Source organism: Chryseobacterium kimseyorum (genome assembly GCF_025971945.1).
In the GTDB taxonomy this organism is placed as follows: Bacteria; Bacteroidota; Bacteroidia; order Flavobacteriales; family Weeksellaceae; genus Chryseobacterium; species Chryseobacterium kimseyorum.
The window spans coordinates 56,981-75,358 of sequence record NZ_JAPDHW010000002.1; the positions used below are offsets into that span (position 1 = coordinate 56,981).

General features: G+C 36.3%; 20 protein-coding genes and 3 tRNA genes. 10 read left to right on the forward strand and 13 right to left on the reverse strand.

Annotation, left to right across the window (positions count from 1 at the left end; all coding sequences use genetic code 11):
- Positions 1-28 precede the first annotated feature (28 nt).
- The gene (locus OMO38_RS02875) at positions 29-796 is read left to right on the forward strand and encodes a TrmH family RNA methyltransferase (RefSeq protein ID WP_264748722.1); all 768 of its coding nucleotides are present in this window, start codon (positions 29-31) and stop codon (positions 794-796) included.
- 81 nt (positions 797-877) lie between these two features.
- On the opposite strand, the gene OMO38_RS02880 is transcribed toward OMO38_RS02875, so the two are convergent.
- On the reverse strand, positions 878-1,114 hold the full coding sequence (locus tag OMO38_RS02880) for a hypothetical protein (protein WP_264748723.1): 237 nt from the start codon (positions 1,112-1,114) through the stop codon (positions 878-880).
- Between the two features lie 183 nt (positions 1,115-1,297).
- Between OMO38_RS02880 and OMO38_RS02885 the strand changes: the two genes are divergently transcribed.
- Both OMO38_RS02885 and OMO38_RS02890 read left to right on the forward strand, forming a co-directional pair.
- A complete protein-coding gene (locus tag OMO38_RS02885) occupies positions 1,298-2,476 on the forward strand; it encodes a hypothetical protein (protein WP_264748724.1) in 1,179 nt (392 codons plus the stop codon).
- A complete protein-coding gene (locus OMO38_RS02890) occupies positions 2,460-3,038 on the forward strand; it encodes a hypothetical protein (RefSeq protein ID WP_264748725.1) in 579 nt (192 codons plus the stop codon). Before OMO38_RS02885 ends, OMO38_RS02890 begins: the two co-directional genes overlap by 17 nt.
- Here OMO38_RS02890 and OMO38_RS02895 read toward each other — a convergent pair.
- Both OMO38_RS02895 and trhO read right to left on the reverse strand, forming a co-directional pair.
- Entirely contained in the window at positions 2,990-3,562 is a 573-nt protein-coding gene (locus OMO38_RS02895; protein ID WP_264748726.1) for a 5-formyltetrahydrofolate cyclo-ligase, read from the reverse strand. The genes OMO38_RS02890 and OMO38_RS02895 overlap by 49 nt on opposite strands.
- A 196-nt stretch (positions 3,563-3,758) precedes the next feature.
- On the reverse strand, positions 3,759-5,114 hold the full coding sequence (trhO, locus tag OMO38_RS02900; RefSeq protein WP_264748727.1) for an oxygen-dependent tRNA uridine(34) hydroxylase TrhO: 1,356 nt from the start codon (positions 5,112-5,114) through the stop codon (positions 3,759-3,761).
- 290 nt (positions 5,115-5,404) lie between these two features.
- Here trhO and OMO38_RS02905 point away from each other — a divergent pair, with 290 nt between their 5' ends.
- The gene (locus OMO38_RS02905) at positions 5,405-6,937 is read left to right on the forward strand and encodes a trypsin-like peptidase domain-containing protein (RefSeq protein ID WP_264748728.1); all 1,533 of its coding nucleotides are present in this window, start codon (positions 5,405-5,407) and stop codon (positions 6,935-6,937) included.
- Positions 6,938-7,008: 71 nt separating this feature from the next.
- Here OMO38_RS02905 and OMO38_RS02910 read toward each other — a convergent pair whose 3' ends face one another.
- The 3 genes from OMO38_RS02910 to OMO38_RS02920 form a co-directional block, all read right to left on the reverse strand.
- Positions 7,009-7,461, reverse strand: a complete 453-nt coding sequence (locus OMO38_RS02910; protein WP_264748729.1) for a hypothetical protein — start codon at positions 7,459-7,461, stop codon at positions 7,009-7,011.
- Positions 7,461-7,841 carry a RidA family protein gene (locus tag OMO38_RS02915; protein WP_047442286.1) on the reverse strand — a complete coding sequence of 127 codons (381 nt, stop codon included), beginning with the start codon at positions 7,839-7,841 and terminating at the stop codon, positions 7,461-7,463. The genes OMO38_RS02910 and OMO38_RS02915 overlap by 1 nt, the downstream gene beginning before the upstream one ends.
- Before the next feature lie 123 nt (positions 7,842-7,964).
- Complete coding sequence (locus tag OMO38_RS02920; protein ID WP_264748730.1) at positions 7,965-10,553, reverse strand: putative LPS assembly protein LptD; 2,589 nt, start codon at positions 10,551-10,553, stop codon at positions 7,965-7,967.
- A gap of 53 nt (positions 10,554-10,606) precedes the next feature.
- Between OMO38_RS02920 and OMO38_RS02925 the strand changes: the two genes are divergently transcribed.
- The 6 genes from OMO38_RS02925 to OMO38_RS02950 all read left to right on the forward strand — a co-directional run bounded on the left by OMO38_RS02925 (position 10,607) and on the right by OMO38_RS02950 (position 12,899).
- Positions 10,607-11,896 (forward strand): N-acetylmuramoyl-L-alanine amidase family protein, encoded by a 1,290-nt coding sequence (locus OMO38_RS02925; RefSeq protein WP_264748731.1) that lies wholly within the window; start codon positions 10,607-10,609, stop codon positions 11,894-11,896.
- A gap of 56 nt (positions 11,897-11,952) precedes the next feature.
- Positions 11,953-12,027 (forward strand) — tRNA-Glu (locus OMO38_RS02930).
- A gap of 10 nt (positions 12,028-12,037) precedes the next feature.
- Positions 12,038-12,352: a hypothetical protein gene (locus OMO38_RS02935; RefSeq protein WP_264748732.1), complete on the forward strand. Its 315-nt coding sequence runs from the start codon at positions 12,038-12,040 to the stop codon at positions 12,350-12,352.
- A 73-nt stretch (positions 12,353-12,425) separates the two neighbouring features.
- Entirely contained in the window at positions 12,426-12,680 is a 255-nt protein-coding gene (gene rpsT, locus OMO38_RS02940) for a 30S ribosomal protein S20 (RefSeq protein WP_047442289.1), read from the forward strand.
- Positions 12,681-12,688: 8 nt separating this feature from the next.
- A tRNA-Glu gene (locus OMO38_RS02945) sits at positions 12,689-12,760 on the forward strand.
- Between the two features lie 67 nt (positions 12,761-12,827).
- Positions 12,828-12,899: transfer RNA gene (locus OMO38_RS02950), tRNA-Glu, on the forward strand.
- Between the two features lie 191 nt (positions 12,900-13,090).
- Here OMO38_RS02950 and OMO38_RS02955 read toward each other — a convergent pair.
- From OMO38_RS02955 to OMO38_RS02985, 7 genes are all read right to left on the reverse strand, one after another.
- Entirely contained in the window at positions 13,091-14,035 is a 945-nt protein-coding gene (locus tag OMO38_RS02955) for a transporter (RefSeq protein ID WP_264748733.1), read from the reverse strand.
- Positions 14,036-14,047: 12 nt separating this feature from the next.
- Complete coding sequence (locus OMO38_RS02960; protein WP_264748734.1) at positions 14,048-15,094, reverse strand: cytochrome-c peroxidase; 1,047 nt, start codon at positions 15,092-15,094, stop codon at positions 14,048-14,050.
- Positions 15,087-15,914: an MbnP family protein gene (locus OMO38_RS02965; protein ID WP_264748735.1), complete on the reverse strand. Its 828-nt coding sequence runs from the start codon at positions 15,912-15,914 to the stop codon at positions 15,087-15,089. The genes OMO38_RS02960 and OMO38_RS02965 overlap by 8 nt, the downstream gene beginning before the upstream one ends.
- 201 nt (positions 15,915-16,115) lie before the next feature.
- Positions 16,116-16,484, reverse strand: a complete 369-nt coding sequence (locus tag OMO38_RS02970; RefSeq protein WP_264748736.1) for a hypothetical protein — start codon at positions 16,482-16,484, stop codon at positions 16,116-16,118.
- 3 nt (positions 16,485-16,487) lie between these two features.
- Positions 16,488-17,162, reverse strand: a complete 675-nt coding sequence (locus OMO38_RS02975) for a superoxide dismutase (protein WP_264748737.1) — start codon at positions 17,160-17,162, stop codon at positions 16,488-16,490.
- A gap of 117 nt (positions 17,163-17,279) precedes the next feature.
- On the reverse strand, positions 17,280-17,963 hold the full coding sequence (locus OMO38_RS02980) for an SCO family protein (RefSeq protein ID WP_264748738.1): 684 nt from the start codon (positions 17,961-17,963) through the stop codon (positions 17,280-17,282).
- Entirely contained in the window at positions 17,950-18,225 is a 276-nt protein-coding gene (locus OMO38_RS02985) for a YHS domain-containing protein (protein WP_264748739.1), read from the reverse strand. The genes OMO38_RS02980 and OMO38_RS02985 overlap by 14 nt, the downstream gene beginning before the upstream one ends.
- Positions 18,226-18,378 lie beyond the last annotated feature (153 nt).

Genomic DNA, 18,378 nt, shown 5'->3' on the forward strand with positions numbered 1-18,378 from the left:
TCTGCCAAATTTTCCATAATTTTGCGGAATGCTAATCGAAAGTTTTCAAAACGAAAAAATAAAGAATATTACCAAACTTTTAACTGACAACCGGTTTAGAAAAAAATCCGGTGTTTTTGTGGTTGAAGGTCAGCAGGAGAACGAAAGAGCTCAGAAATATCAATTTGAAGCTACTGAATTTTTTGTGTGTAAAAGTATTTTCAAAGGTAAAGAGCCGAAAGAAAAAATTCATTATGTTTCTGAAAAGGTTTACGAAAAGATAGCATACCGTGGAAGTTCGGAAGGCATCATTGGCATTTATAAAGCCAAAGTATCAGAACTTAACAGTTTTAAGCCTAAAGGTAATTCAACAGTAATTATTGTAGAAGGTGTTGAAAAACCCGGAAATTTGGGAGCAATTTTGAGAAGCTGTGAAGCCTTCGGCGTCGATGCGTTGATTGTTACGGATGCAAAAGCCGATTTTTACAATCCAAATGTTATCAGATCAAGCGTGGGATGTTTGTTTGGAATGGAAGTTTTCCAGTCTGAAAACCATGAGACACTTGATTTCCTGAATCATCATGACTTTAACATCTATACAACAATCATGGATGAAACTTCGGAGGATCTATATAAAAGAGATTTCACACAGAAGTCTGCCGTTTTATTTGGAACAGAACACTCAGGATTAAGTGATTTTTGGTCAGGAAAAGGAAAAAATACCTTAATTCCTATGACAGGCAGTATCGACTCTCTAAACCTGAGCAATGCTGTTGCGATTACCTGTTATGAAGCGTTGAAGCAAAAGAAAAATTAAAATAGTCTTTATCATATTGTTTAAACATAAAAAAACCGTTTCGCTGGGCGAAACGGTCTTTATTTTAGCGGTAGCTAGAAATTATTTCTTAACTGCAGCTTTAGCTGAGTCAGACTTAACTTCAACGCTATCTTTCTTAGCATCTGCAGCTACTTTAGTAGAATCGATAGTTGCGTTTTTTGTAGAATCGATATTGTTCTGAACTGAATCAGCGTTGTTTTCGATTGAATCAGCTCCTTCAGTAGCAGTAGCTTCAGTTTTTTTACAAGCAACTAATGAGATTGCAGCGATAGCAGCTACGAATAATGACTTTTTCATAATAAATTAAATTTAATTTGTTAATATTGTTTTTTAAATCTTTTTCTCTGTTCGGTTATTTGAACAAGACAAAGGTATAGCAGATAGAAAGTTTGTTTATGAAAAATAATTGTAATACCTTTGTAAAACAGTTTTACAAATAAATAATACTGAAAATCAACACATTAATCATTTATCAAAAAATTGACTGATTTAGATTTATTACATTTTGAGCAGCTGAAGAAGGACGTTCAGGCTCAATATCTGAAAGAATATACCCCTTCTTATGATGATATATCTAAATGGAAGGGTATAGATATTATATATTTCCAGGAAGATCTCCGAAAAAAGGCTAAAGGCAACATCAGTGAAAAGTCTTTTTATACTTATTTTAAAAATTCACCAGTAACCAAACTGCCGCGTATTGATATGCTCACAATTCTGAGTATTTATGCAGGTTACACATCATGGTATGAATTTAAAAAGCAACATCTTTTTGCCGGTGAACTGCTGCAGGATGAGCAGGATTTAGATGAAGATGATCGTAGAGAATTAGAAAAAACTATTTCAAGCGCATTAAACTTACCGAAATCTGAAAATCAGCCTGCAAAAACCGAAATTTCAACACCTGAAAAAGCAGATTTACAAAATAACACTACTGAAAATCAAATCGTTGAACAAAAACCTTTGCCAGATAATGCAAAGGAAATCTTTGTTGAAAAATCACCTAAAAAGAATTATCAGAGAACTGCCTGGATAGCAGCAACCTCAGTTTTTGTCGTTTTGCTGGGACTTCTGGGATTTAAGGATGAAATATTCGACAAAACATACACCTATTGCTTTACCGATGCTGACAGAAATCAGAAAGTACAGAGCACCATTGAAATAAAAGTGCTTAAGGAAAATGAATCTCCGCTTTTTTTCAGGATAAAACCAGGCGAATGTTTTTATTATCAGACAAAAGATAAAAACATCAAAATGCAGATTAGCTCCACGATGTATGAAAATCTGGAAGTTAATCGTAATCTCGAAAATGCACCCGAGGAAGAAACGATAGAACTGAAACCTGATGATTATAAAATGGCAGTCTATTATTTCTCAACAAAGGATGTAAAAGGGGTCAATGCTGTGGAACAGTTCAATTTGGTGAGACAGAAACGTAAACAGTTGGAAAACCTGATCAGCAATGATGCTGTTATTACTCAGGTCTACGACAGCGACATTTACGGATTGGAATCTCTCGACAAACAGGACTACATAACGCTTGTCACCACTCCAACGACATCATTGAAAAACCTCAACGTAATCGAAATGAGAAAAGACAAAAAAGGTAAAATCATCTCAATTAAATTTAAAATCTCAACCAATGAAAACAATCAATAAGATTTTATTTTTCTCCATATTAATAGGACTTGCAGTTATTTCCTGTGTAAAAAAAGAAGATTCTGCAGTAAGTGATCTTGAAAAATTAAGAAATACCAATAATCAAACTGTTCAGATGGACAGCACTCAGGCAATAAATGCGATTACGCTTCAGAAAGTACAGGATGTTTTGGACCTTTCTACATTATACCTTTCGGGCGAGAAAAATACAGAAATAGATACAGCCATCTATTCCAAGATAGAAAAATACTTTCAGAAACCAGACAGTACAACCTTTAATGTACTATTTAAAGAACTTGAAAGCCTGCAGGTAAAGAAGGTAAAGGTTAACAACATCAATATCTATCAGGAAATACAGAATAATGACACAATAGATTTAGCGAAATTCAATGTGGAATATTTTGACGGTAAAAACAAATCGATTGGGACATTTGAAAAAAATGCACAGTACACTTTGGTCTCAAAGCCTGAAAAAACAAATAAAGAATTTAAATTTTACTTTGTCAACTTCTATCAGCAGCCGTCTAAAAAAGACAGCACATCAGCAGGTGTTACCAAATAGTCTAACGGAATATCATTTTCCCAAACATCATCAATCATATCATCGGGGTCAAAATAATTGACTCCGATTTTTTTTGAATCTTTTGAGACCGTTTCAAAGAAAGCATCGTAAAAACCTTTTCCATAGCCTACTCTATTCCCTTTTTTGTCACAATATAAAAGCGGTGTAATGATATAGTCAAAATCAACAATTTTTGAATCTTCGTTTGAAACCGGTTCTGAGATTCCCCAACTGCCAGCTTCGAACTTTGTATCAGAAAAAATCTCAACTGCAATCAATTTTGTCTCAACGATTTTAGGGACAAAGACCCTGACATTTCTACTTAAAAAATAAGTGACAAAAATATCCGTTCGGATTTCATTAAATTTTTCAATCGGAATAAAAACATGAACTTTCTGTTCCGGCAAAGGCTTAAAGTAATTGACAAAGTTCTCAAAAATCCTGTCAGACAATGCCAAAACCTCATCCTGCGATAAGGCTTTTCTTTTCTCAAGATATAATTTTCTGAGTTCTGCTTTTTTCATTCTCAAATGTATAAAAAATAGTATTGCAACATCGACTTCGATTACCATTTCATGGAGAAACTAATCTAATAAAATGCTGATTATTGTACAGACTGCTTTTAAGTCAAACGATATCCTACGATGTGATCCAATATTCCCAGCAAAAAAAAAGTTGCATTCTGAAAGAATGCAACTCGTATAGTATCGATACGTAAAATTATCCTAAAATTTTATAGATTTTATCGGACAGACGCACCCTGAAAGGAAGCTCAAAGGTAACTTGATCGCCCATTGTAGCCGTTTCACAAGAGCTTCCGTTCACATGTAATTCAGTAATTTCAATCTCCTGATCACCGGTGGTTGGACCTGATATCAAAACTTTGTCGCCAACTGACAGCTCTCCATTCTCAATTAAAAACTGTGCAATTTTAGATTTAGTGTAATAATGTTCCGCTTTGCCAATTAAAGTTTTTTTAACTGCAATTTTCTGTCTGATATTTGTCGATTCAACCTTTGCTAAAGGTTTGTCCGGTAGATCTCCAGAGTTCTTAAAGGTCAGAGCATCAGATTTTCCTTTTCTGAATACTTTATTTCCGACCTGTAACCCTTTTCTTAATCTTAACTGTTCAGCCGCCGGCAGATGTGTAATTTCCAGGCATTCTGTAGAACAGCAGTTTTCCATCGCCGATTTACAGTCATCGCACTGAATAAACAGTAAATGACATGCGTCATTGGCACAGTTGGTATGGTTGTCACAAGGCTTGCCACATTGGTGGCACTGCGCGATAATATCATCAGTAATTCTTTCGCCCAAACGGTGATCAAATACAAAGTTTTTTCCGATGAATTTACTTTCAATATTTTCCTCCTTAATTTGACGGGTATATTCAATTATGCCGCCCTCTAACTGGAAGACATTTTTAAAGCCCTGATGTTTAAAATAAGCACTGGCTTTTTCACAACGGATTCCACCTGTACAGTACATAAGTAGATTTTTATCTTCTTTGAAATCCTGTAACTGCTCGTTGATAATCGGTAAACTTTCTCTGAAAGTTTCTACATCAGGAGTAATAGCACCTTCAAAATGACCCACTTCACTTTCATAATGATTTCTGAAATCTACAACAATAGTGTTCGGATCTTCAAGTAAGTTATTGAATTCCTGCGCTTTCAGGTGAACTCCTTTATTGGTCACATCAAAAGTTTCGTCATTCAGGCCGTCGGCAACAATTTTATTTCTAACTTTTATCGTCAGCTTAAGAAATGAATGATCATCCTGCTCAACTGCTACATTGAGACGAATTCCTTTCATAAAATCATAAGCTTCTAACGTCTCACGAAAGTCTTCCAAGTGATCAGCCGGAATACTCATTTGCGCATTAATACCTTCATGGGCAACATAAATACGACCCAGTGCATCAAGTGCATTCCAGGCTATAAATAATTCGTCGCGAAACTTTTTGGGATCTGAAAGATGGGTATACGCATAGAAAGACAAAGTAAGACGTTGCTTACCGGCTTCATCAATAAGCTGAGCTCTTTCTTCTGCGCTTAAGGTGTTATACAGTTGCATGCTATAAACGTTTTAAGTGAGAAAAATAATTTTGCAAAGATAATATTTTTTTCAAATAGCGTACAATTGTGACAATTGAAAGTCTACTGCTGGAAAAAATGTCACAATTTCTTTTAATTAAATCTTAAGCTTTGTTAAGAAACATTTTAACAATTATGACTTAATGCATAAAATCGAAGTATTCTCGTTAAATTTTAGTTAAAAGTGAAACACAGCATACTAATTGCATACTAATTAAGCATTAAATTTGTGTTTAATAATAGTATAAATAAAACAAAGACAGATAAACAATGAAGAGTACTTTAAAAAAACTTTTACCATTTGCCGTTGTAGGAGTAATCTCAGGAGCTACTACCGTCGGCGTACAACAATATTTAGGTCACGATGCTAATACTGCAGACCAATCTTATTTTACATCATCAAAAAATGCATCTTTTGTAGGAATGAATACCGGAGCTGTAGGTGATGATTTTGTAAAAGCAGCTAAAACCACAGTTCCGGCTGTAGTAACGATCAAAAATTACCAGACAAGAACCTCAAACAGAGCATCTGATCAGGATCTTTTTGATTATTTCTTTGGCGATCCGTTCGGAGGAAGGGGCGGCCAGCAGAAACAGAGACAACAGCAGCAAGCTCCGGACAGCATGCCGTCAGGAATGGGTTCCGGTGTCATTATATCAGCTGATGGATACATTATCTCAAACAATCACGTGGTTGCAGGTGCTAATAAACTTGAGGTTGTATTAAGCAATAAGAAATCTTACATCGCAACTTTAGTAGGTACAGATCCCAATACTGATATTTCACTTCTGAAAATTGAAGAAAAGGGTCTTCCATTTTTAAACTTTGCCAATTCTGATAATATTGATGTGGGACAATGGGTTCTTGCAGTGGGTAATCCACTAGGGTTAAATTCTACGGTAACTGCCGGTATTATTTCAGCAAAAGGCAGAGGAATCGGAATTTTAGGCGGACAAGGGAAAGCGACTAATCCAATAGAAAGTTTTATTCAGACGGATGCAGCTATTAACCCTGGAAACTCAGGAGGTGCATTGGTGAATGTAAATGGAGATTTAATCGGAATTAATTCAGCCATTTCTTCTACTACAGGATATTATCAGGGTTACGGCTTTGCAGTGCCTGCAAACTTAGCAAGAAAGATAGTTGAAGATATCAAGAAATTCGGAATTGTACAGAGAGGCTTCCTTGGAGTAAACTCTTTAGACCTTTCAGACCAACAGCAGGTTACAGGGTATAACCAACAGGAAAAAGCTAATCTGAAAGTAGGTTCTGGTGTATATGTAAGAGGATTCTCCCCAAGCAGTGGCGCTCAGGATGCAGGATTAAAAGCTGGTGATGTTATTGTAAAAGTTGATGAAATGGCTATTACCGACTTTGCCGATCTATCAATTTCAATTGGAAGCAAGCGTCCTGGTGATAAGGTACAGGTTACGTATCTGAGAAACGGTAAAGAAAATGTTGCAACAGTAACACTGAAAGATCAAAATGGAGGTACCAGCGCTAGATCAAAAGCAGACTTAAGTGTTACAGAAAAGATCGGTGCTAATTTTGAGCCTTTAAACGACCGTTTTAAAACCGAATACGGACTGAACAGTGGCGTGGTTACCAAGAATGTAACAGAAGGCAGTGAGATGGCTAAGATTGGTATCGTTGATGACTATATTGTCATCGAGATCAATGGGAAACCTGTGAATTCTCAAAAAGACGTAGAAAAGATATTAGAAAAATACCAAGGAAATGTACAGGTGAAATTTGTAGATTACTCTGGCAGAATTTATACCAAAGGTTTTAAAATGCCATAACAATAAATGCAGTAAAAATAAAACCCGCGGCAGTCTAAGACTGTCGCGGGTTTTTTATTTTTTATAAATGATTATCTTTTATTCATTTTATCTGCGATTCTCTGTTTCTTTTTTCTTTCATAAATAACTTCTACAATCTTACCGCCCATCCAGGCAAACGGAAAAAAGATAAGAAATATAGAGATTTTATAAAACGTAGGATGATAAGGGAAGATGATTACATCAAGCATTGCTATAAACAACATGATAAAACCGATTAAGATTGCATAAGCCACTTTAGCATACTTGACGATAATTGCTGTAGCTACACCTCCCACCGTACTTCCCAAACCTGAAATAAAAAGAAGAAAACCGAAAAACGCATCATTATTCTGCATACTTTCCAAAAATCTTTGCCAGTGCTCAAAAGGCGCAAAAGCTTCAAAAGTTACCCATTTCGGGAAAGCTCTTATGCCCAGAGTGATAATAAGCCCTGTAATCACAAGACCTATTAAGACGGCAAATGTATTTCTGATAAAGCTCATTAATCCTGATGTGCGATCATAGAAATTTCGATGTCAACATTTTTTGGCAAACAGGAAACCTGTACAGTTTCACGGGCAGGATAACTTTCTGCATCAAGATATGAAGCGTAAATATCGTTCATCACAGCAAAATCATCCATACTTTTAAGAAAGATACTTGCTTTCACTACATTTTTAAAGGTCATACCTGCTTCTGTAAGAACAGCCTCAAGGTTTTTCATTACCTGGTGCGTTTCTTTTTCAATTCCTTCAACCAATTTACCGGTTGCAGGATCTACAGGAATCTGTCCTGAAATATATAAAACTCCGTTTGCTAAATTTGCCTGTGAATAAGGTCCGATTGCTGCAGGAGCATTAACAGTAGATATTATTTTTTTCATATGATGATATATATTATTTATTATGTATATCGCACTACCTTCACTGACAGTGAAAATCATGCCGATTTTAACAGAATTTATTTCGGATACAAATATAAAATTTAAATTTAAACAAAAACTTAATTAGAAAGGCGGATTTGGCGATGTAAAACTTCTGTCTTTATACTTCAGTGCATCACTTAATATATTGGCTTTAATCCCGATAAAGAAGTCATAGACTTTGTACTGTCCGAAAGGCACCCAGTTAAAATTAATGGTAAAACTTCGCTGATCTCTGGAAAAACCTATTCTTGTATAGGCTAAATCCTTTGTAACCATATCGTAATGGGTACTTCCTGTGATATTCCAGTAAGGTGTAAGCTTAATACTACCGTCTAAACCTATGGAAGCAATTTTATTTGAAGTACGTGTAGCTCCTCTGGAGTAAGCATAATTGGCGTTAACATTCAACGTCCAGGCCTGATCAAAATGAGCATAATTATCATCATCAAAATAATAGTTCTCGTTTCTGATCTCTCCTTTCTGTTTATACTCTTTAGCATAATCTTTTTTCTCCCCAAAAAGCTCACTGCTCAGAGGATATGAAAGTTGAACATTGAAACCCTGAACACTGAAATGACCGAAATTTTCTGTTCTGATACCTTCCTCTTCCCCAGGAATATATAAAATCTTGTACGGATCTAAAGTTAAACTCGTATTAACACTCAGTTTATTATCGAAGAAAGAAGACTGCCCATTAACTGAAATCACAGACCACGGATGTGTTTTAGCAGCAAAGTTATAGCTTCCGGAAAGGTTCAAAGATTCAAAGATTTTGATTTTTTTCACTCCGGTAGAATCGCTCTTAGATTTTATTTTCATTTCAACGTTGTTTCCGATGTTGAAACCCAGTGCGCCCACCATGCCCGAAGTTGGTGCTCCTACAATTCCGTTATCAAAAATTGAGTACGGCGTCAATGCTCCGTTGGCGTCATAATAATTTCTGAAATAACCAAATCCTTCACCTCCAAAATCCGGAGAATATGTAAATCCGATACTCGGAGTCATCATATGTCTGATAGCCTCAATAGATGCACCTTTTCTGAAATTCAGCATTCCGTAAAGCTGTGTTTGCAAACTCGCCGTTGTAGAAAATGTAGAATAGCCTGCCACCTTTTTATTTACCTGATCAACTACTAAATTCTCGATAGGATCATAGATTTTGGTAAGCGTTTTTGTTGTTAACGCATTGTCAATATTGGCACCTAAACTGAATGTAAAATATTTAGCAATTGTAGTATTGGTTCCCAAGGTGATATTGTTTTTTATTCCGGTCTGCAGTTTATCCCACATGGCTTTTGTGAAAAGCTCACCCTCTTCTGTACTCACAAAGTTGGTTAAATTCAAACCTGTGTTTACGGTAATGTTTTCTAGAAGACCAGTCCTCACACCTGTTTTAGATCCAAACAAATAAAACTGATTGATCGCAACATTCATCTGAGGAAGACGTAAATCTGCCAAACCTGTTGCGAAGTTCTGAGAATAAGATGCTGTTCCTGTAATCGTTGCAGGAAGTTTTAAAAATCTCTTCGTAAGAGATAGTGTAGAATTCTGTTGCGTTCTCAATACACTCTGATCCATAATATAATTATTATTGACCGTATTGTTGTAGAATGTCTGACTGGTTACATCTACAGAGGCAGAAAATGTAAGAAACGGATTTGCTTTTGCATCCTGACTGTGTCTCCATGCAATTCGGTATGTCCCCGTTTTGCTGTAGTTATCCAACCCTTTTATTCCGCGGACTGTATTTCCGATATCCGCAGAGAAGTTTCCGGAATAGCGGTATTTCTTCAGATAATTCATCTCAGGGCGCAGGTTCCAGCTTCCTTTGGTGTAAATATCTGCCAGAACTTTAAGATCGAAATGTTCTCCGATGGGCTGATAGTATCCTATTCCATTTAAGAAGAACCCTACATCTTCCCTCTCTCCAAAACTGGGAATCAAGATTCCTGCAGATCTTTTTTCTGAAAAAGGTAAAATTGCAAATGGCATGATCAGAGGCGTTGGCACCTGCTCAATATACATCTGTACGGGTCCGGTAATAAGAGAACTGCTGTTTTTCCCTTTTACCATTTTAATATGTGGAGCCAAAAGATGGTAATCGGCAAGAGAATCTTTTTTCTTAATGAAATAATCATCCGTAGTAAACAGACCTCTTCTCATAAAGAAAACCGAGTCGTTATACTTCTTTGTTTTTTCAGCGACTATAATCCCCTGACTTTCTTCGGTTCTGGCATTGTAAGCAATCGCCTGTTTTGTTTTGTAATTGTAGTTAAAGTTGTTGGTCTCATACTTTTTTCCTGCCTGAGTAACGATGACAGGTTCTATGATTCTATCTAAAGAATCCTGCTTTCCTCTGGCATAGATGACGTTCTTTTCTTCATCAATAGATATATAATCAGCGTCAATCTGCATATCCTGATATTTTACCTGAGCATTTCTGTTCAGATAAATCATTCTCTTCGGAATATCTCTTCGCTGATCATCGGCTTTTGTGTCGAGTACATCATCTAATGATTCCTTCTGTACAACAATGGTATCCTTTTTGGAAATTGTATCTTTAATTATCGTTGTTTCCGTTAATTTTTTAGGATTTTGCTGTGCTAAAAAACTGTTAAAAATTAGGATAATTAAAATTTGTAATATATTTTTGAAGACGGTTTTGTCCAATTTTGTTTTATATAATTTAGGCTCAAAATTAATATAATTTTTAAAACTGTAAGATGTACACACGAAAATTTAAAATAATTTTAGCATTTCTCCTTATTCTTTCCACCCATTTCGCTTATTCTCAAAAAAAGTTTACCGTCGTTTTAGACGCAGGACACGGAGGAAGCGACCATGGTGCGAACAGATCGTATAGTGATATAGGAAGAATTGCCGAAAAGGATATTACACTTGCGATTGTTCTTAAAATAGGAAGAATGCTTGAGAAAAACAAAGATTTCAAGGTAATCTACACCCGAAAGATCGACGAATTCCCTTCATTATCGGACAGAACCAATCTCGCCAATAGAAGTAAAGCAGATCTTTTTGTTTCCGTACACTGTAATTCTTCTCAGCGGCCTACCGCATACGGTACAGAGACATTTGTACAGGGTCCCGATCAGAACGACACCAATCTGGAGGTCGCAAAACGTGAAAATGACGTGATCTACCTCGATGAAAAAGATAAACAGACCTTCGGTACTTACGACGCAAGATCTCCGGAGTCTCTCATAGCATTAAAACTTCAGCAAAGTAAATATCTTGAATCAAGCTTACTGCTTGGAGGTCTTGTTGAGAACAATTTTGTGAATAAAGACAAAAGATCATCAAGAGGCGTTTGGCAGAAAAACCTTCACGTGCTCCGTATGAACGCGATGCCTTCCGTATTGATTGAAACAGGATTTATCAATCATCCTGAGGAAAGTCATTATTTAGCTTCAGAAAAAGGACAGGACGAAATTTCGGAAAGCATCTATGATGCGATCATTGATTACAAAAAAGCGATCGACAGAAAATCAGGAGGTCCGGTGGCAACCAAAAAACCTGAGCCTGAGAAAAAAGAAGAAGTACCGTTAAAGAATGATTTCAGAATTTTGCTGATGACTTCTGCCATAAAATACAACGAAGATGATCCGGCATTAAAAGGCTTGAATTATATTCTTCCTTTAAAAGAGAATGGAATTTATAAATATTATTACAGTGTCACCAACATGGCTTCGATTCGTGATATTAATATTAAGACTGCAAAAGATGCTGGGTTCAGAAACGCGTATGCTGTAGGATTTATGCCAAATCAAAAGCTGAATACAGGGTATTATACCATTGAAGTCTACACCGGAAAAGATAAACTCAGCGCCAATTCATTTATCCTGCAGACGCTCAAAGATGCAGAAAGAGAGAAAAATAACGGCCTATTCTACTATACCTACGGAAAAGCTGCATCTCTGGAAGATGCTGTAAAACTGCAGAAAGAACTGGAAGCCAAAGGAATAAAAAACACGGTTATTCAAAAAATTAATAAATAGAAAAAAATAATTTTGAAGTTTAAAAGTTAATTAATACTTTTGCAACCTCAAAATTTGGTCTATTCGTCTAGTGGTTAGGACTCAAGGTTTTCATCCTTGCAACAGGAGTTCGATTCTCCTATAGACTACCAATTTGATATCATGCCGGATTTAAAAATACAGGAAGCGAAATTGCTTTTTAATAAAATCCACACGAACCCGAAAAGTTACGATTTAAAGATCAATGAAGAAGGGATTACAGGCAGGGATGATAAAATAAGTTTCAGACTCTACAGGAACGGTGAGGGAAGTGCCTTTGAGGTACTGATTGACGGGATAACTTTCACCAATACAACTGGGGAATGGAACAATGCTCTGAATATGCTGACAAGCACGATCAGAAAAATAGATAAAGAACAACAGAATATAAAACTAGAACAAGCATTAGATAAACTAAAAAAATACCTTACAGAATAAAGTTTAAATTTTTTAAAAATAAATTTGGCTGGTATAAAAAAAGTTTATAAATTTGCACTCACATTTGAACGATATGGCAAATCATAAATCAGCTCTTAAAAGAATAAGACAAAACGAAGTTAGAAAAGTTCGTAACAGATACTACCACAAGACTGCTAGAACAGCAATCAAAGGGTTAAGAAATGAAGAGGACAAAACTGCAGCAACAGAACAATTGCCAAAAGTTATCGCTTTATTGGATAAATTAGCTAAGAAAAATATTATCCACAAAAACAAAGCGGCTAACTTAAAAAGTAAACTGACTAAGCACGTTAACAAGTTAGCGTAATTATAGTAGGCCCGTTCGTCTATCGGTTAGGACCTCAGGTTTTCATCCTGGTAAGAGGGGTTCGACTCCCCTACGGGCTACTAAAAAGAATTGAAACTTTTAAAAATTCAAAATTACTAACCCGCTATTTATAGTGTGATGGTAGATGGCCCGTTCGTCTATCGGTTAGGACCTCAGGTTTTCATCCTGGTAAGAGGGGTTCGACTCCCCTACGGGCTACAAAAGAGATTTCAAATTTGAAATCTCTTTTTTTTTGTACTTTAAATCTGAATTCGTCCTTGTTAAATATTCTAAGCATCTCCTTTTATCTATTCTGTGCAATTACTAAAATAAAAGATTCCTCATCAAAAGTATTTGATGAGGAATGCTGACTAAATGAAACAGAATCTTTTTAATCTTGAAAATTTCATTTAAATTCCAAAGTTGACAAAGACACTGAATCTTGATTTAGCTTCAATATCACCTCCTGCTAAATTGGTGTAAGCAGGAAGCATGACTTCTGTTCCCAAACTGATTTTTTTGTAAGAAGCTTCAAAACCTAACTTCCCATACAAGGCACTTCCAGCAGTTTTCGGAAGTGCTTCTTTGTACTGTCGGTTTCGGTCATAGACTTCGCCTTGAAAACCAAATTTCGCAGAAAGAATGCTTTTCTCATTTCCAAAGATTTGATAGAATCCTGTGGCTGAATAATTCCACTGATTGCCAAAGTGATAGTGTTTTTTATTTTCAGTTTTAATCGTGTAATCGGTATTGAGAAGCACCGCCAGTTTATTTTTCTGAAATCTGTAATTTAAAACTGCCTGATAATCCCAACTTCCGGTTCCCAGCTGAAAACTCGGATTGACTCCAGAAATGCCTTTTTCATCAAAGTTTCCGAGCGGAACTTTTACACCTATACCACCATTGAGCTGATGAATATTGTCTTTTGAATTGATCAGCTGATAAATTCCCATCAAATTAAAATCTCCTATTCCGTTAATTTTGATGTCGCCCTGCAGAGTTTTCTTTTCATGAAAATGAAATGGCAGACTTCCGTAAATACTCAATTTTTGAGTTAGAGGAATTTTTGCCCAAAGCTGAAACGTATTAAAATACTGATCCTGCGTCAAACCATTGACAAATAAATTCTCTTTCGCTTTATAATGCTGAGCGAAATACTTAATTCCGATAAACTGAGGATTTAACAAAGATTCAAAACCTGACGAACCATTTCCTGCTGCGCAGCCACAAGCGTCACATTCCTTGAACAAAATTTCATCATGATAATTATTTAAAATATATAAACTGTCGTTGATGTCTTTAGCCTGATTTAAATTAAATAAAACCAAACCTAACATTAAAAATGTATCCTTCATTTTAATTAGAATTTATTCAGCGAATTTTGGATTGGAAATAAAATTTTTGTCCGACAGCGTTTTCAGAAAAGCAATAATGAATTGTTTCTCCTGAGCATTTATCGCAATTCCGATGTGGTTATTCTGCTTCAGCTGTGGATCGAGGTTGGGATTGTTCTCCACATTATCAGAATAAAAATTGAGCACCGCTTCCAAAGTGTAAAATCTTCCGTCGTGCATGTACGGCGCAGTATATTCAACATTTCTAAGGCTGGGAACTCTGAATTTCATCCAGTCATTTTGATCCAGCGTTACCCGATGTCTTCCTGCATCTTTAAACTGGGTATTGTAATACATTCCTGTGTTCCTGAAACTTTCATCGGTAAACAATTCTCCGCAGTGGCAGGAAGAACATTTCTGCTGAAACAAAGCCATTCCCTGAGTTTCTTGAGAGGATAAATTTACTTTTCCCTGTTTAAACTGATCATATTTGGAATCTGCGGAAATTAAAGTGGCCATAAACTGCGACAAAGCTTTTAGCACTCGTTCTCCGTTAATAGTCTCGTCACCGTAAGCCTGCTTAAACAATTTTTTATAAACATCCTCTTTACTGAGTTTGGCAATTACTTCAGGCATCGAACTGTCCATTTCGTTGGCATCCGTGATTGGAATAATAGGTTGCTGGTTTAAATTATGTATCACTCCGTCCCACATGTAGCGTTTCAGAAAAGCCATATTTTGAATAGCTGGTGCGTTTCTGATTCCTATTCTGTCGTCAATTCCGTGACTAACCGTATGACCATGATGGGTAAATGCATGTTCCTGAATGTGACAGAACCCGCAGGAAATCGTATTATTTCTTGAAAGTCTTCCTTCATAAAATAATTTTCTGCCCAACTCTACTCCATTTTTTGTAATAGGATTTTCATTTTGATCAAAAGTCATTTTCGGGAAATAAGACGGAAACTGAAGATGAACTGCTTCATTTTTATCTAAAGGCTGAATCACATCATTGGAACACGAAACAAAATTTAGAAAAGCAATGATCAATAATCCTGTTTTTAAAATAAGCTTAGTCATTGTGAACGTGATCTACTTTAAACATTTTCACCAAATTATTCGTCACATTTACCAAATGCTGATTGGATCCCATCGCCATATCATTGGTCGAAGAAAGGCTTAAAGCAGTTTCTCCACTTAAATATTGATTAAAATCTGCCAGAATATGAATTGAGGGTTTTATTGTTGCGGAGACTCTTGCGGTAGTCGGAAGATCCAAAGTCACTTCACGGTACAGATCCGCAGTATTATTGGCAGTTACATTTCCCATGTTTCCGGTGTGGTTCAGAAATTCTGTGTTGGCAGAACTCGCTCCGTATTTTCCTTCGAGTTTTACAAAAATATATCCGGCAGCCCAAGACCAGGTAAGGCTTTCTTTTTTGGCTTTATCCCAGAATTCTGCCTGTCCGTTTTGTCCAAGTAAATAGGCATTCTGACTGATTCCCAATCCGAATTTTATTTTTTTGTAGTTGTTTTTCGGAATCTCATCTAAGTTTATATATACAATTCCAGCAACCGCGTTTTCCTGATTAATAATGAAAACTCCCTGATCGGGATTATTTTCATGGTATTTGAATTCGTTTCCGTTTTCGTCGATTAGACTGATGTTGCTGATAACATATTTTAGGGTTGAGAACTGATGTTTTTGTCCGCTCGAAGATGTTTGAGTCGTTTGATTGAGCACAATATTTCCGAGATTATTGAATCCGTTTTCAAATTTAAGCTGGAGTTTACCTTTTGCTTCTGGTGATGAATCGTCTTCATCATTGCTACTGCAAGATGTGAAGGTTAAAAAAGTAAAGGCTATGAAGAATAATGATAAAAATTTATAAATTTTCATTCTAATTTTGATTTTTTAATTGAAATGTTGTATTAATGCCGTATCCCGCGATAGGGATGGTAGCGGTTATCCTTTTTGTCTTATTAGAATCGCTGTTTTACAGACTCACTTTGCAAGACAAAAAGATATGAGCGGACAGCCCGACCCAAGCAGCTGGAAAAGCCAGGGAAAGGGAATCGCCCAAAAAACTAATATGTACAACTAAAAAATCGGTGGTCTGAAAATGTTTTTCAGAAAGAGGAACGTGTAACCTGTTTTGTAAGTGAAATTCAGGTTTGGGAATGAGAAACTGTTCCCGATTGAGGTTTTAAAAATCTCTGTAGGAATATAAAAATCAAGTACTTTTTGAACAGAACTTTTTCCTTTTGAGAGTGGTGAAGAATCGGTGTCGTTGGTTTTTGATAATTCTTTGGTCAAATAACATTTTCCGTTACAATGCAAATCAACATTTTTTCTGTTGACGCAGAGTTCTTCGCTGATGTATTGATAATTTACAGCATACTCCACCAACGGAATCAGAGGTCTGAATACCGTGAAAAAGGTGAGAAATATGCTGCAAACTAAATTCAAAGACTATTTTTTGCTTAAAGCTTCGTCATATCTTCTGCTGATTTCTTTCCAGTTGGTTACGTTCCAGATGGCAGTTAAGTAATCCGCTCTTTTGTTTTGATATTTCAGGTAGTAAGCGTGCTCCCAAACGTCGATTCCGAAGATTGGAGTTCCTTTTTCTTCCACAACATCCATTAGAGGATTGTCCTGATTTGCGGTTGAAGAAACGAATAACTTCCCACTCTTATCAACAGAAAGCCAAGCCCAGCCTGAACCGAAACGGTCTGCACCTGCTTTGCTCATTTTCTCTTTAAAAGCATCCATGCTACCGAAAGCATCTGTAATTGCCTTTGATAATTTAGCGGACGGCTGTGTGTTCTTCATTGGCGTTAAAACTGTCCAGAACAACTCATGGTTGTAATGTCCACCGGCATTATTTCTTACTGCCATAGGTAATGTTCCCGCTTTAGAAAGAATTTCAAACAGTGTCTGCTTCTCCTGTGGAGTTCCGGCGATTGCCTTATTCAAATTGGCAACATACGCTGCTGCGTGTTTTGAGTAGTGAACTTCCATGGTTTGTGCATCCACGTTTCCTTCCAATGCATTGTAAGCGTACGGTAAAGGGGTCTGCTTAAACTGTGCAAACGCAAACTGCGCCGCAAAAACTGCCGTAAATGCAGCTACTTTAAAAATCTTCATAATGTTTTGTATGTAAGGTTAAACTTTTAATTCTTTGGCTGGAAGATGGGTGTTGGAAGATGGAAGTCATTTTCTGTGTGATCATAACTTCCAGCATCCAGCTTCATACTTCTGGCTTTATTTCAATAATTTTTTAATATCTTCTATCAACATTTCTCTGTCGGGATGATACTTTCCTGTCAATTTAGGGATTTTTCCTTCGACATCTTCATAATTCAATCCTGAATAATAAAGGATCGGCATATTTTCTTTGTTGTACCGACATCTGATGTTTCCGTCCTGGTCGACTAAGGCGATCATTCCGCCGTGATTGAGGTTTTCGCTTTCGTCTTCTTTATCTCCTACGTAAATATCAAACTGATCAGCGAGGTTTCCGATATAAGTTCGGTCACCCGTCAGAAAATGCCAGTTTGGAGATTTCACGCCTATTCTCTGTGCATGACTTTTCAACAATTCCGGAGTATCATTTTCAGGATCGATGCTGATGGAAATTATTCCAAAATCAGGGTTGTTGATCTCATCTTCAATTGCTCGCATGTTCGAATTCATCACAGGACAAATCGTTGGACATTTGCTGAAGAAAAATTCAACCAAATAAACTTTTCCCAACATATCATTATTCGTCACTTTTTTATGGTTCTGATCTGTCAGTTCAAAATCAGGAACTTTCATTACCGTATACAGATTGCTTTTGAAGTAACTCATCCCAAATCCTATTCCTAAAAAGAGTAAGGCAATGACTGCAACCGGAATAATAATCTTCTTTTTTGCACTGCTATCTGCCTTTTTATTTTTGGACATATTTCTCTGGATTTTTCTTAAACTCATCCTTACAGTAGCTACTGCAAAAACCGTACGTTTTATTTTTATACACTGCAGTATCTTTCATATCAGGTTCTGTTTTCATATGACAGATTGGGTCAACTGCATTGGCAAACTTCACGGTTTGCACAGTTGATTTTGAAGCTTTATTCTTTGTTTTATGCTTTACTTTTGGGGTTTCCTGCGCACAGGCCAATAATGAAACGGACAGTAAGGCCGTTAATAAAATCTTTGATTTCATTTTATTTAAATTGAAATTAATACTTGAGCTGAAGAAAATTAAATGTGTTTTTAAACTTAATTTAATGTTGATGCGATGAATATGAACCTAACAATTGAATGATCACGACTTATCTATGCAGTTTATCACACTGGAATCTTGACACATAATCAA

What these genes read in the sequence shown, in the direction of transcription:
- OMO38_RS02875 (WP_264748722.1), top strand. Translation starts at nt 29, where the DNA reads ATGCTAATCGAAAGTTTTCAAAACGAAAAAATAAAGAATATTACCAAA.
- OMO38_RS02880 (WP_264748723.1), bottom strand. Translation starts at nt 1,114, where the DNA reads ATGAAAAAGTCATTATTCGTAGCTGCTATCGCTGCAATCTCATTAGTT.
- OMO38_RS02890 (WP_264748725.1), top strand. Translation starts at nt 2,460, where the DNA reads ATGAAAACAATCAATAAGATTTTATTTTTCTCCATATTAATAGGACTT.
- OMO38_RS02895 (WP_264748726.1), bottom strand. Translation starts at nt 3,562, where the DNA reads ATGAAAAAAGCAGAACTCAGAAAATTATATCTTGAGAAAAGAAAAGCC.
- trhO (WP_264748727.1), bottom strand. Translation starts at nt 5,114, where the DNA reads ATGCAACTGTATAACACCTTAAGCGCAGAAGAAAGAGCTCAGCTTATT.
- OMO38_RS02905 (WP_264748728.1), top strand. Translation starts at nt 5,405, where the DNA reads ATGAAGAGTACTTTAAAAAAACTTTTACCATTTGCCGTTGTAGGAGTA.
- OMO38_RS02910 (WP_264748729.1), bottom strand. Translation starts at nt 7,461, where the DNA reads ATGAGCTTTATCAGAAATACATTTGCCGTCTTAATAGGTCTTGTGATT.
- OMO38_RS02915 (WP_047442286.1), bottom strand. Translation starts at nt 7,841, where the DNA reads ATGAAAAAAATAATATCTACTGTTAATGCTCCTGCAGCAATCGGACCT.
- OMO38_RS02925 (WP_264748731.1), top strand. Translation starts at nt 10,607, where the DNA reads ATGTACACACGAAAATTTAAAATAATTTTAGCATTTCTCCTTATTCTT.
- OMO38_RS02935 (WP_264748732.1), top strand. Translation starts at nt 12,038, where the DNA reads ATGCCGGATTTAAAAATACAGGAAGCGAAATTGCTTTTTAATAAAATC.
- rpsT (WP_047442289.1), top strand. Translation starts at nt 12,426, where the DNA reads ATGGCAAATCATAAATCAGCTCTTAAAAGAATAAGACAAAACGAAGTT.
- OMO38_RS02955 (WP_264748733.1), bottom strand. Translation starts at nt 14,035, where the DNA reads ATGAAGGATACATTTTTAATGTTAGGTTTGGTTTTATTTAATTTAAAT.
- OMO38_RS02960 (WP_264748734.1), bottom strand. Translation starts at nt 15,094, where the DNA reads ATGACTAAGCTTATTTTAAAAACAGGATTATTGATCATTGCTTTTCTA.
- OMO38_RS02965 (WP_264748735.1), bottom strand. Translation starts at nt 15,914, where the DNA reads ATGAAAATTTATAAATTTTTATCATTATTCTTCATAGCCTTTACTTTT.
- OMO38_RS02975 (WP_264748737.1), bottom strand. Translation starts at nt 17,162, where the DNA reads ATGAAGATTTTTAAAGTAGCTGCATTTACGGCAGTTTTTGCGGCGCAG.
- OMO38_RS02980 (WP_264748738.1), bottom strand. Translation starts at nt 17,963, where the DNA reads ATGTCCAAAAATAAAAAGGCAGATAGCAGTGCAAAAAAGAAGATTATT.
- OMO38_RS02985 (WP_264748739.1), bottom strand. Translation starts at nt 18,225, where the DNA reads ATGAAATCAAAGATTTTATTAACGGCCTTACTGTCCGTTTCATTATTG.